10 protein-coding genes and 1 CRISPR repeat array are annotated in these 11,971 nt (G+C 60.9%); of the genes, 7 read left to right on the top strand and 3 right to left on the bottom strand.

What is annotated here, in order from left to right; all coding sequences use genetic code 11:
* The first annotated feature begins 91 nt into the window (after window positions 1-91).
* From csy1 to Q0931_RS10920, 5 genes are all read left to right on the top strand, one after another.
* Entirely contained in the window at window positions 92-1,450 is a 1,359-nt protein-coding gene (gene csy1 / locus Q0931_RS10940; RefSeq protein WP_299260195.1) for a type I-F CRISPR-associated protein Csy1, read from the top strand.
* On the top strand, window positions 1,447-2,439 hold the full coding sequence (csy2, locus tag Q0931_RS10935) for a type I-F CRISPR-associated protein Csy2 (protein WP_299260193.1): 993 nt from the start codon (window positions 1,447-1,449) through the stop codon (window positions 2,437-2,439). Before csy1 ends, csy2 begins: the two co-directional genes overlap by 4 nt.
* A gap of 17 nt (window positions 2,440-2,456) precedes the next feature.
* Entirely contained in the window at window positions 2,457-3,491 is a 1,035-nt protein-coding gene (gene csy3, locus Q0931_RS10930) for a type I-F CRISPR-associated protein Csy3 (protein ID WP_299260191.1), read from the top strand.
* 3 nt (window positions 3,492-3,494) lie between these two features.
* Window positions 3,495-4,064 (top strand): type I-F CRISPR-associated endoribonuclease Cas6/Csy4, encoded by a 570-nt coding sequence (cas6f, locus tag Q0931_RS10925; RefSeq protein ID WP_299260189.1) that lies wholly within the window; start codon window positions 3,495-3,497, stop codon window positions 4,062-4,064.
* Between the two features lie 130 nt (window positions 4,065-4,194).
* Window positions 4,195-6,080: a CRISPR direct-repeat array (repeat unit 28 nt; unit sequence GTTCGCTGCCGCACAGGCAGCTCAGAAG).
* Window positions 6,081-6,199: 119 nt separating this feature from the next.
* Window positions 6,200-7,924 carry an HD domain-containing phosphohydrolase gene (locus Q0931_RS10920; RefSeq protein ID WP_299260187.1) on the top strand — a complete coding sequence of 575 codons (1,725 nt, stop codon included), beginning with the start codon at window positions 6,200-6,202 and terminating at the stop codon, window positions 7,922-7,924.
* Between the two features lie 5 nt (window positions 7,925-7,929).
* On the opposite strand, the gene Q0931_RS10915 is transcribed toward Q0931_RS10920, so the two are convergent.
* Window positions 7,930-8,832, bottom strand: a complete 903-nt coding sequence (locus tag Q0931_RS10915) for a LysR family transcriptional regulator (protein ID WP_299260185.1) — start codon at window positions 8,830-8,832, stop codon at window positions 7,930-7,932.
* A 120-nt stretch (window positions 8,833-8,952) separates the two neighbouring features.
* Here Q0931_RS10915 and Q0931_RS10910 point away from each other — a divergent pair, with 120 nt between their 5' ends.
* Complete coding sequence (locus Q0931_RS10910) at window positions 8,953-9,402, top strand: PACE efflux transporter (protein WP_299260183.1); 450 nt, start codon at window positions 8,953-8,955, stop codon at window positions 9,400-9,402.
* Window positions 9,403-9,508: 106 nt separating this feature from the next.
* Window positions 9,509-10,630, top strand: coding sequence for a GTP-binding protein (locus Q0931_RS10905; RefSeq protein WP_299260181.1), 1,122 nt, complete (start codon window positions 9,509-9,511; stop codon window positions 10,628-10,630).
* A 29-nt stretch (window positions 10,631-10,659) separates the two neighbouring features.
* Here Q0931_RS10905 and copD read toward each other — a convergent pair whose 3' ends face one another.
* Both copD and copC read right to left on the bottom strand, forming a co-directional pair.
* A complete protein-coding gene (gene copD / locus Q0931_RS10900; RefSeq protein WP_299260179.1) occupies window positions 10,660-11,550 on the bottom strand; it encodes a copper homeostasis membrane protein CopD in 891 nt (296 codons plus the stop codon).
* On the bottom strand, window positions 11,547-11,912 hold the full coding sequence (gene copC / locus Q0931_RS10895) for a copper homeostasis periplasmic binding protein CopC (RefSeq protein WP_299260177.1): 366 nt from the start codon (window positions 11,910-11,912) through the stop codon (window positions 11,547-11,549). Before copC ends, copD begins: the two co-directional genes overlap by 4 nt.
* Between the last annotated feature and the right edge of the window lie 59 nt (window positions 11,913-11,971).

Raw genomic sequence — 11,971 nt, 5'->3', positions numbered from 1 at the left:
GACATCAACCAACAAGATGATTTTTGAATACGAAGAAAAGAAGGGGGGCTAAGTGGGTGGAGAAAATGTACTTACCGCAAGAAGTAAAGCAATGCTGCAGGAAATGCATGCTCATGTTCAAAAACGCCTTGAGAAAAGGATTGCCAAGTTTGAGGGGCGTACTGACACTCAAGCCAAAGCGGAAATCAAGAAGGCTCATGAAAAGTACAGCTTGGATAGCATTTTAAAAAAAGGTGCCAGTTGTGCCTCTGGTGTGGCTATAGCCACTCACATTGCAAAAGCGACTCACCCTGACTTGCAGGTGAAACTGGTTAACAACCTGAACGTTGAGTTCGGGGAATTACCTCGCCGAAGCGAAGTCGGGTCGCATTTATTGTCAGCTAAAGAAAGCCTTGCAGACGCTACAGGCAATGGTGCCGTCAATTCTGCGGCTTACGAGTTGTACTTGCTTCTCGAAGCAAAGTTTGAGGCTAAAAAGTTCAGCGAATGGCTCGGTAAAAATGATCAGGATGCGCTGTCAGCCTTTGCAACAGGCACGAAAACGGACGACGTTTCAGACGTATATAGCACCCTCCTAGATGCGAAGAGTCCCAAGCCTGCCACGGATTCCCGACTCAAGCAGCTGTACTGGCTGGTCGGCGATGACCCTTGCGATGACGCGAGCTACCGCCTGCTGGCCCCGCTTTATGCCACGGCATTGGCGCACCGTGTTTACGCTCATGTCAGCCTTAACACATGGTTTTACGGTGATCAGAACAAGGCCGCACGCAAGGCACTGAAGGACAAGACGCCATTCGAGGGCGGCTATACCAGCTATCCCAACCTGGCCATTCAGAAGTTCGGCGGCACCAAGCCCCAGAATATCTCTCAACTCAACAGCGAACGCGGCGGCCAGAACTACCTGCTCGCCTCGCTGCCGCCGAACTGGCGGTCGCGCGACGTTTATCCGCCCATGCGCGATGCGTTTCAAACCTTCGGCCGGCGTCAGGACGTGCGGCGCACGCTTGCTGACCTCAAGCGGTTTCTCGAATCCGACCCCTCCGCCAATAGGCATACGCGCGATCTGCGCGACGACCTGACTGCCATGCTGGTCGACGAGCTGATGCTGTTCACCTTCGACATTCACTCGGTCTCCTCGGGTTGGACGACCGACGAGCACTGTCAGCTGGCGGCTGATGAGCAGTACTGGCTCGACCCGGGACGCGCGGAGCAGGACGCGGATTTTGCCGAGGCGCGGCACCAATCCGAGTGGCATGAGACGGTCAGCGCGCGTGCCGCCCAGTGGCTCAATCGGGAGCTCAACCGCGATAGCGCACTCAATGTCGGTGACGTCGAGCATGAGCACTGGAAAGGGCGCTTCGACGCCGTACTCAAGAGTTTCCGCCGCCAGCTCGACGACCTGCAGGACGCGCTGCGTGACGACGACGAAGATGAAGGAGCAGCGGCATGATTGACGCCATTCCCCATCTGCTCGTTCTGCCGCGGCTGCGCATTCAGAACGCCAATGCCATCTCGAGCTCCATGACCTGGGGCTTTCCCGCCATGAGCGCCTTCGTGGGCGCCATCCAGGCACTGGAGCGTCACCTGCCCGACGATATCCGGATCGTTTTCGACGGCGTCGGCGTGGTGTGCCACCACATCGAGCCGCAGGTCACCGAAGGTGGCTTCACTCGCGCGTTTCATCTCACGCGCAATCCGGTGGATAAAGCCGGCAATACGGCAGCCATCGTCGAAGAGGGCCGCGCGCATCTGGACGTGACGCTGCTGATCGGCATCGAATCCGAGGGAGACGACCTCGGCAGTCTTGAACGCCGCCAGACCATCGCCCGTCAATTGTTTGAACAGGTACAGGGCATGCGAATTGCCGGCGGCAGCGTCATGCCACCGCTGAGTGCCGCGACACGTCAGCGCCCCGAACTGATCACTTTTGATGCCGATGAAGCGCGGCGCGCCAAACAGTGGCGGTGTCTCAAGCGCCGGCTGCTGCCCGGTTTCGCGCTGGTGTTGCGCGACGATTATCTGAGCGAGCACACCGAGACGCTGCAGGGCGAAGACGACAGCGCCACGGCGCTGGAGGCCTGGCTTGATCTCTGCCGGCTCAACCACGAATGCCGGATCGAGACGCAGCAGGACAGGGACGGCCAGACAAGGGAGGTGGCGACGTGGGCAATCCGCCGCCCTTATCCCGGCTGGCTGGTACCGATTCCGGTCGGCTACGGCGCGATTTCTGATCTATACGCGCCCGGCGAGGTCGCCAATGCCCGCGATCCGAGCGTGTCGTTCCAGTTCGTCGAGAGCCTTTATTCCATCGGCGAGTGGATCAGCCCGCACCGGCTGCGCTCGCCCGACGCGCTGCTGTGGTTTGTTGAAAATGACCTCGAACGCGGCATCTATCGCCTGACCAATGACTACGCCCTTACCCACGCTGACAACGATTGATCCTCCAGGAGACCATCATGGCCAAAAGTGACGCCCTCAAGACCGCTTCCGTCCTCGCTTTCGAGCGCAAGCTCGACCCTTCCGATGCGCTGTTCAGCGCGGGCTCATGGGATGAGCGGAATCAATACAAGACGTGGCCCGGCATCCCGGTTCGCGAAAAGTCGGTGCGCGGCACCATCTCCAATCGACTGAAGGCCAAGGATCAGGACCCGGCCAAACTCGATGCTCAAATTGAGAATCCCAACCTGCAGACCGTCGATGTCGCCGCCCTGCCCCATGAGGCCGACACGCTGGCAGTCCGCTTCACGCTGCGGGTGCTGTCAGGCGCCGGCAATCCTTCCGCCTGCAACAACGCCGAGTACCAGCAAAAGCTCAAGCAGACCGTCAGTAGCTATATCAGTGAGCACGGCTTCGATGAACTGGCGCACCGCTACGCCTGCAACCTCGCCAACGCCCGCTTTTTGTGGCGCAACCGCATGGGTGCCGAACAGATCGAGGTGACGGTCAGCCAGATGAAAGGCGGACAGGCAGAGAAGACATGGTCCTTCGACGCGCTTGATCACTCGACACGTGATTTCACCGGCACCGATGAAACGCGTGAATTGGGACAACTTATCGCCGGAGCGCTGGCAGGCGAGCAGTATCTGCTGCTGGACGTAGTGGCCTTTGCCCGCGTGGGGGCCGGTCAGGAAGTCTTCCCCTCGCAGGAGCTGATTCTGGATCGCTCACGCGGTGACAAGAGCAAGACGCTTTACAGCATCGGTGACGATCACAACGCCGCCATCCACTCTCAGAAGCTGGGCAACGCCCTGCGCACCATCGACACCTGGTACCCGGCGCCGGAAGATGGCAGCGACCTCGGCCCCATCGCGGTCGAACCCTACGGCTCGGTGACCACCCAGGGGACGGCCTATCGTCAGCCGAAACAGAAGGTCGATTTCTACAACCTGCTGGATAACTGGCTGTTGAAGGATCAGGTGCCCTCCACCGAGAACCAGCACTTCGTGATGGCGACCCTGATTCGCGGCGGTGTCTTCGGCGATGCGGGGTAAATCATGGATCACTATATCGACATTCGGCTGCGCGCTGATCCGGACTTTCCTCCGGCCATGCTGATGGGCGCGCTCTACGCCCGGCTGCATCGCGCGCTGTTCGAGCTGGAGGCAGAGGATATCGGCGTGAGCTTCCCCGATTACAGGACCGGCGTGAAGGCGCGCACGCCCGGCGCCAGGCTTCGGATTCATGGCGAGAAAGGTCGTCTTAAAGCGCTTATGGCGCGCGCCTGGCTGACCGGCCTGCGCGAACTCGTCGAGTGCAGCGACGTGACCCCGGTGCCTGCAGGCGCGAGCCATCGGATCGTAAAGCGACGCCAGTTCAATACCGGTAGCCCCAGTCGCGCACGGCGCTACGCGCGCCGCCATGACGTGTCAGAAACCGAGGCGCAACAACTGATGAACGCTCCCGCCCAGCGACGCATCGAACTGCCGTTTGTGCAGATCAGCAGCCGCTCCACGGGCGAACGCTTTGCGCTGTTCATCGAGCACGGTCCACTGCAGTCGCAACCCGCCTCGGGGCACTTCACCCTGTATGGGCTGAGCCGGAACGCCACCATCCCCTGGTTTTGACCCTTTTTTGCGAGCGTCATCGCGGCGCTCGCAAAATCAATGAGTTACAGGGACTTCCCCAAAAAGGGTTTAACAACAAGATCAAATCGAAAGCTCTTTAAAAATAACGCGTTAACCGTATTTAACTCTTGTTCGCTGCCGCACAGGCAGCTCAGAAGATGTTGCCAAGCTGGGCGATAGCATCGGGCATGTTCGCTGCCGCACAGGCAGCTCAGAAGACGAAGGAGCAGCCAGAGGCGTCAGCTTAACTGTTCGCTGCCGCACAGGCAGCTCAGAAGTATGAGCACGGATAGAGACGGCAGTCGAAAGTTCGCTGCCGCACAGGCAGCTCAGAAGAGAAGGAAGGCCGCACGATGATGTTCCGGCATGTTCGCTGCCGCACAGGCAGCTCAGAAGTCGCTCTCGGTGCAGCGCTGCCAGATATCGGTGTTCGCTGCCGCACAGGCAGCTCAGAAGTCAGTGATGGCATCAGGCATCTGGATAGCGTCGTTCGCTGCCGCACAGGCAGCTCAGAAGTGAAAAACTCGGCGTGATTAGCAGGTAAGCGAGTTCGCTGCCGCACAGGCAGCTCAGAAGAGGGAGCCAAGGCCGATGGCCGTTCTGAAAGCGTTCGCTGCCGCACAGGCAGCTCAGAAGTCCACGATTCGACCATAATCGGCGCTTTGGTGGTTCGCTGCCGCACAGGCAGCTCAGAAGTGCTCGGCGTCGATTGCGGCCAGCTGCTCGGCGTTCGCTGCCGCACAGGCAGCTCAGAAGTTCAAGGAAGTCCTCGTTGGTACCGCGCGCGCGTTCGCTGCCGCACAGGCAGCTCAGAAGTACGCCGGCATTCTCGATGCCTTCGCGGATGTGTTCGCTGCCGCACAGGCAGCTCAGAAGTCGGTGAAGCGTTTGTACGCCTCCTGCAGGATGTTCGCTGCCGCACAGGCAGCTCAGAAGAAGAGACGGCTGGTTGCCCTTTGCATTCGGATGTTCGCTGCCGCACAGGCAGCTCAGAAGATTGTTTAACCCGCCTCATACATTTGCATGCCGTTCGCTGCCGCACAGGCAGCTCAGAAGATTCGGGAATTGTTCGGCGGCAGCGACTCCATGTTCGCTGCCGCACAGGCAGCTCAGAAGACAAAAACATGGAGCACATTCCCGTTTATGGAGTTCGCTGCCGCACAGGCAGCTCAGAAGTTGACGCCAGTGCAGAGGTTGCGCTGCAAATTGTTCGCTGCCGCACAGGCAGCTCAGAAGACAACCAACGCCAGTCAGGTGAAGCTGGCACAGTTCGCTGCCGCACAGGCAGCTCAGAAGTCCAGATAGTTCTGCGGGCTGTACATGTTGGCGTTCGCTGCCGCACAGGCAGCTCAGAAGTGATAATGGGTGGCGTCACCAAGGTCGTTGATGTTCGCTGCCGCACAGGCAGCTCAGAAGGTAGACCGGGCGGCCACGCAGCTGCACGGACAGTTCGCTGCCGCACAGGCAGCTCAGAAGTGCGTCTACATGAGCAAGACATATGGTGAGCGGTTCGCTGCCGCACAGGCAGCTCAGAAGTGAAATCAACAACAGAAGCGCCGGGAGCCTGTGTTCGCTGCCGCACAGGCAGCTCAGAAGATGAGATATGAAAGCGCCCTTTCTGTTTCGTCGTTCGCTGCCGCACAGGCAGCTCAGAAGTCAGGCATGGCGGCCTTTTGCTCGGCGGCTTCGTTCGCTGCCGCACAGGCAGCTCAGAAGTTGCTGGCATGAGTTGTCGGGCTGCTAATTCTGTTCGCTGCCGCACAGGCAGCTCAGAAGTCGACGGTCATCTCGTCGGGGGAGCGCACGCCGTTCGCTGCCGCACAGGCAGCTCAGAAGCATTCCATCGATGAGTACGTCTGGGATCGGAAGTTCGCTGCCGCACAGGCAGCTCAGAAGCAGACCTGCAGGCCGAAGCCATGAAGCTCGGCGTTCGCTGCCGCACAGGCAGCTCAGAAGAGTACCGTGTCACCCAATACCGCGAGGAGGGCGTTCGCTGCCGCACAGGCAGCTCAGACATCAATATCCCACCAAAATCGCCGCCCTGATCTAAATCAAGCTGCTTATTCTGCCGATAGCGTGTCTACCGCGTGCCGCGCTGGCACATGACCGTCTTATTCGTTGAGCAGGCGCCCTTGATGGAAACAACCGAGGCAGAGGAACTGCCACAGATCGAGATTCGCGATGCCGATCATATTGCCGGGGTTGTCGATGCGCTGAGCTATCATACCCACGCACTGTCGGTCAGCGTGGGCGAGTCATCGGTGTTCTGGCCGGTCACGCTAAGCGAGCTGGATCACGAGCGCCGGGTGCTGTCGCTCTCCCTGCTGGACGCCCAGAGCCTTAATGCCGCCGAGCTTGTCAATCAGTCGCTGACACTCAGGGCCGAAGGTGATAGCGAGACGCTACGCCTTGAGGCCATGGTGGCGCTCGAGGGGGTACGCAAAAACGATCTGCTCGAAATGCGATGCGCTTTGCCACAGACGCTTCATACCACCGCCAAGCGCAACAGCAGGCGTGTATTTCTTTCAAAGGGCATGAAGGTCGGGGCAGGCATCACCCTGTATGAAAACCAGCCACCCATTGTCGGGCGATTGCGCAATCTCTCCATTGGTGGGGCCCTGCTGGACATTCCTCTGGCGGCCAGCGCCCCCCTGAAAACAGATGAGTTCATCGCCGGGCTCGAACTGTCCTTCCCCAATGGCGAACAATTCACCACCATGGGCCAGATTCGTCACGTCCATCCGTCCGGACGGTCACACTTCGCTGCCATTGGTGTGATCTTTATCAATACGGACCGCGCCCATGAGCAGCGCCTGATATATCTGGTCAACGAAACCGAGCGTGAAACGGCCTATCGCAGCGGTGAAGGTGGTCGCATGAGCTTTCCATCGCCGCTTTATTCCTCCAGTGAGCCCGGCGCCAAACGCAGCACCAGGCGCCACCTTCATAAGTCCCGTCAGACACCCATGGTGGCGACGCTGCTTGAGGTAACCCGCCAGCTGCATATCTTTTTGCTGGCGCTGCAGAATCAGCGTCCGCTGCCGGCAAACTGTCTGCTCGATAGCGCGGACACCTTGTTGTCCTTGTTGAAAAAGCAGCGCCAGAATCTTTTCTATGCCCTGCACTGTCTGCACAAGGAACCTGCCTGGGTGCAGCACTCGTTGAATGTGGCCGTGCGACTGGGCGATCTGCTCGAGGCCGAACTCGAGCATGCCTCATACGCCCGCGATGCGGTCGTGGCCGCTCTGGTGCATGACATGGGCAAGATGATGCTGGTCGACGAGACGCTGCCGTCGATCGAGGGCCAGCTCGATACTCGTCAGCGTGATCACCTTCGTCGCCACGTGCCTGTACTGCTGGAGGCACTCGAGGGCGCCGAATGGCTGACACCGGTCATGCATCATGACGTGATCCAGTCCATCAATGAGCGTCTGGATGGCAGCGGCTATCCGCAAGCGCTCAAGGGTGAGGCTCTCTCGCCGATTGCCCGCATGGCGGCCGTGGTGGACACCGTGGACGCCATGATGCGCACACGCGGTGACCGGCGAGGCAAAACGGCCATCGAGGCCTACCGCTACCTCTATCACCGCCCCGGGTGCTTCGATAAATACTGGGTGACCCGTTATATTCAGCGCCACGGCTTCTATCCGATCGGCAGTCTGGTGAAGTTTTCAAGCGGCTTTCTGGCCTGGGTCATGGAGCTCGATGACAGCGGCCAGCCACGGCGCGTGCGCGTGGTGCGCAACCTGCACCGCGAAGGACGCACCATGAATGACATCCTGAGCCGGGTCGATTTTGCCCAGTTGGGAAAGCTGGAAGGATTGATGCGTCCCGAAGGCTTTGGGCTGGCGCCCTGGTGACGCCTTCAGCCACGCTCGAGCGGCACCGGTGGGGTCAGAGGCTGCGCCAGAAAACGATCCCGTAGCCAGCTGCCCGCCACCCCCAGCCCGCGACTGGCATGCCAGCCCAGCTCCAGCGCCACCCAGCGCTCAAGCGCGGGGGCGGTCAACGTGACCAGCGAGGGGCGGGCCGGCGAGGCCGCAATCACATGATCCGACATCAGCGTCCAGCCGACCCCGTGCTTGACCAGCTCCAGCATCACGAAGTGACTCTCGACCCACCACACGTCCGCCCCAACGCGCTCGGCCAGCCGTGACCCGGGCTGGCCCCGGGTGGCCACGATCAGCTGGCGATGCTGTCTCAAATCCTCCGGCGTAACGCTTGCCTCACCGGCCAGCGGATGGGTCTTTCCGCACACCAGCCTCAGCGGCACGCGACCCAGCGGTCGGGTCTCAAGTGCCGGGAACAGGGGTTGCGGTCGGCAGATAACCCCCAGATCCGCCTGCCCCGACTCGAGCATGCGTCCGACATCCTCCAGCAGCGGGAAATGCATCTCGACTTCGACGCTTGGATATTGGCGGGCGAAATTCTGCATCAGCGCGCCAATCAGATGCTCGGGGTAGAACTCGTCGATGGCCAGGCTCAGGCGCGGCTCGATGTGCGCTTCAAGGCGTCGCGCCACGCCCAGAAAGCGCTCACGCCGGGCCAGAACGCCTCTGGCCTCCTCGACCATGCGCACGCCGCTGGCAGTCAGCACCGGCAGGCGGGCGCTGCGATCAAACAGCGTCAGGCCCAGATCCAGTTCCAGATTGGCCACATGAGTGCTGATCAGCGACTGCGCCTTGCCAAGACGCCGGGCGGCCGCCGAAAACGAGCCGGTGTCGGCGGTCGCCACCAGGGCGCTGAGCTGTTCAAGAGTTGGGGTCATCAATAACTCTGCACGAAAGAGTCAATCAGGGACCCATCTATAAAACAGATGGTATCCAACTTTGTCTGGGCACTTTCATGGATGATAGTGCGCATCGACATTTATCGGAAGCTCAACACCATGCGTACAACACCTGACCGCATTCGCCACACGCTGATGTTTGAAATCATTGGCCTTTTGATCGTCATTCCACTGGGCCATCTGCTCTTCTCGCTGGACACTACCCACATGGGCATGGTTGGCGTGATCAGCGCCGTGGTCGCCACGATCTGGAACTATGTCTACAACCTCGGGGTGGATCACGCCCTCAAACGCCTGCGCGGCCATGTCCACAAGACCGTGATCATGCGCGTGTTTCATGCCATCTGCTTCGAGTTGGGGCTGATCTGCGTGTTGCTGCCGCTGATTGCCCTGTATCTGGGGCAAACGCTTGCCGAGGCCGCGCCGCTGGTCACCTCGCTGGCGCTGTTTTATGTGGTTTACGCCTTTGTCTTCAACTGGGTCTATGACGTGGTCTTTCCGATTCCGGACAGCGCAGCCCGCGGTGAGGCATCGGCCACGCAGGCCTGAGCGCGCAACGACCATGGCCGGCCGCAAAGGATTGACGGAAGTGTTATAAAGTAACATTATTGCACATCGGCGCTGATCGCCCTTCGTTTTTCCTGCAGGCACTGCCATGTCCTATTTCGATACCTCTTCGCCCAATGCGAAACGCATCCCCGTGACCCTGCTGACCGGGTTTCTGGGCAGCGGCAAGACCACCCTGCTCAACCAACTGGTGCAGCAGTCGAGCATGTCGCGCGCGCTGGTCATCATCAATGAGTTCGGTGAGATCGGGCTGGATCATCAGCTGTTCACCGCCAGCACCGACGGCGAACAGATCGAGCTCAGCAACGGCTGTATCTGCTGCTCGATTCGCACCGATCTGGCACAGACCCTGAGGGATGCAGTGTGGCGCTTTTCGCGCGAAGGGCAGCGCCAGTTTGATCGCCTGATCATCGAGACCACGGGCCTTGCCGACCCCGCCCCCATCGTCCATACCCTGATGAGCGAGGCGAAGGTCGCACGCCACTATGCGCTTGATGGCATTGTCACGGTCATGGACGCCGCCAGTGGCAGTACCACCCTTGATCGCCATGAGGAAGCACTGCGCCAGGCAGCCATGGCGGATCTATTGCTGATCACCAAGCAGGATGTGGCTTCAACGGACCAGCTTGAGGCCCTGCGCCAGCGGCTGGCCGCGATCAACCCGAGCGCCACGCAAACGCTGCTGGATTACGGCCATATCGAGGCCAATGCCCTGCTGGGACTGGGGATTGATGACATGAGTACGCGCCGCGCCGATATCCAGCGCTGGCTGGGCGAGGCCGCCACGCACACCGCCACTCCGCATGCGCCTACACTCTCACCCGGGGCGCTGTTCGCCCGCGTTGACAGCGCCGAAGTGCAGACCGGCATGTCACCGGCGGCGCCGCTACCTGATCCCAACCGCCACGACGACCATATCCGCGCCCACTGCTTCGTGTTTGAACGCCCGATCAAGGCGGCACGGCTCGAGGCGTGGCTGTCGCTGATCACCAGCCTGATGGGCCACGACATGCTGCGCATCAAGGGCATGCTGGACATCGAGGGTCGCGAAAGACCACTGGTCATTCATGGCGTGCAGCATCTTTTTCATCCGCCGGTTGAGCTTGAGGCGTGGCCGGGCGACGAGCGTTTCTCGCGGCTGGTGTTTATTACCCGCGATATCCCGAGGGAGACACTTGAAATGACCCTGGGAGACTTTCTCGGCGGTTGATGCGCCCGGGCCAGACAGGCCCATAGTGATCAGCCCCGAGCCGGCGGGAGCGTGCCGAACCAGCCCACCAGCGCGACCACACTGATCAGGACAATGATTTCCGCGATGGAGATTCGGCGCAGCGTCTCCAGCGCCTCCGCTTCCCGGGAAAGCCGGGGAACCAGTCGATAGCGATTATAAAGCGCCATGATCATCAAAAGCCCCACCAGCACCACCTTGAGCCATAGCGCCCGCTGATAGAGGGCGCCCGGCTCCAGCGGCCAGCCCCCGACCACCAGCCAGGTGTTGGCCATACCGGTCAGTACCCCCAGCGCCACCGCCAGATGCCCGACGCTGGAAAACCGGATCAGCGCCTGAATGGCGCCGGCGCGCATTGAAGGCTCCCTCAATTGCCCCAGCAGCATCACGACCGGCACCAGCGCGCCCAGCCAGAAGCCACCGGCCAGCAGGTGCCCCCAGTCATTGAGCCGATGCAGTGTGCCGGTCATGCCCTCATGCATCGCCGTATGGCCTGAAACGGTCAGCGTGGCCAGCATCAGCGCCGAAGCAATGCCGACACCCGCCGGACGCCGTAGCACACGCATGACAAGTACCGCTGTCAGCACGAGCATGGTCCCCAGCTGCCAGCCCCAGGCGTGGCCTATCACTGTCTTTGTGACCACCAGCGTCAGCATCCGTGGGGAGGATGCCGCTTCCCAGCCGCTGCCGATCGCGGCGGTCAGTGTCGGCAGGGCAGTGAGCGTGGCAAGCCAGGCAAGCCCGGCCGCGATCAGCCCCCAGAAGCGCAGGCGCTGCCACAGCACGTCACGCAGCGATGGGTCCACGATCAGCAGCAGACAGGCACTGCCGCCCCAGAGCAGCAGCGCGCCCAGATTGAAGGTGATACGAGCAACCAGCAGCGCCGTGGCCGGCTCGATCACGGCGCGACGTCGAAGCGGTACTGCCCCTGCGTCCTGTGACCGTCGACCGAGAGCACATGCCAGTGCACGTCGTAGCTGCCGCTTTTCAGGGCGTCACCGATCGGCGTTACCAGGGTCTTGCCGCCATCCTGTAGTCGGGCCTCCTCCAGGGTGACCGAATCGCCCTGCGTGCTGACAACATCGACACCGCTGAAGGGCAGCTCAAGGGCCTCACTGAAGGTCAGGCTGATCTCGTGCGGCGCAGAGACGCTCGCCTTGTCACCGGGCGTGGCCTCTTTCAGATGGGCGTGGGCCAGTGCCTGACCGCTGACGCTCAGAGCGATCAAAAAAAGCGGGGCCATCCAGCGTTTCAGGGCGTTCATGTTGTTCTCCACGGGTGGATCGTCTCGATAAGGCGAGGCCAGCGAGCGGCCACGCCGTG

This window comes from uncultured Kushneria sp., assembly GCF_947497025.1.
Classification (GTDB): domain Bacteria; phylum Pseudomonadota; class Gammaproteobacteria; order Pseudomonadales; family Halomonadaceae; genus Kushneria.
Note: the sequence above shows the minus strand (reverse complement) of the source record. Positions and strands in the feature narration are given on the sequence as shown.

Excerpts from the sequence above, each read along its gene's own strand:
- csy1 (WP_299260195.1), top strand. The coding sequence starts at position 92 with ATGCTGCAGGAAATGCATGCTCATGTTCAAAAACGCCTTGAGAAAAGG.
- csy2 (WP_299260193.1), top strand. The coding sequence starts at position 1,447 with ATGATTGACGCCATTCCCCATCTGCTCGTTCTGCCGCGGCTGCGCATT.
- csy3 (WP_299260191.1), top strand. The coding sequence starts at position 2,457 with ATGGCCAAAAGTGACGCCCTCAAGACCGCTTCCGTCCTCGCTTTCGAG.
- cas6f (WP_299260189.1), top strand. The coding sequence starts at position 3,495 with ATGGATCACTATATCGACATTCGGCTGCGCGCTGATCCGGACTTTCCT.
- Q0931_RS10920 (WP_299260187.1), top strand. The coding sequence starts at position 6,200 with ATGGAAACAACCGAGGCAGAGGAACTGCCACAGATCGAGATTCGCGAT.
- Q0931_RS10915 (WP_299260185.1), bottom strand. The coding sequence starts at position 8,832 with ATGACCCCAACTCTTGAACAGCTCAGCGCCCTGGTGGCGACCGCCGAC.
- Q0931_RS10910 (WP_299260183.1), top strand. The coding sequence starts at position 8,953 with ATGCGTACAACACCTGACCGCATTCGCCACACGCTGATGTTTGAAATC.
- Q0931_RS10905 (WP_299260181.1), top strand. The coding sequence starts at position 9,509 with ATGTCCTATTTCGATACCTCTTCGCCCAATGCGAAACGCATCCCCGTG.
- copC (WP_299260177.1), bottom strand. The coding sequence starts at position 11,912 with ATGAACGCCCTGAAACGCTGGATGGCCCCGCTTTTTTTGATCGCTCTG.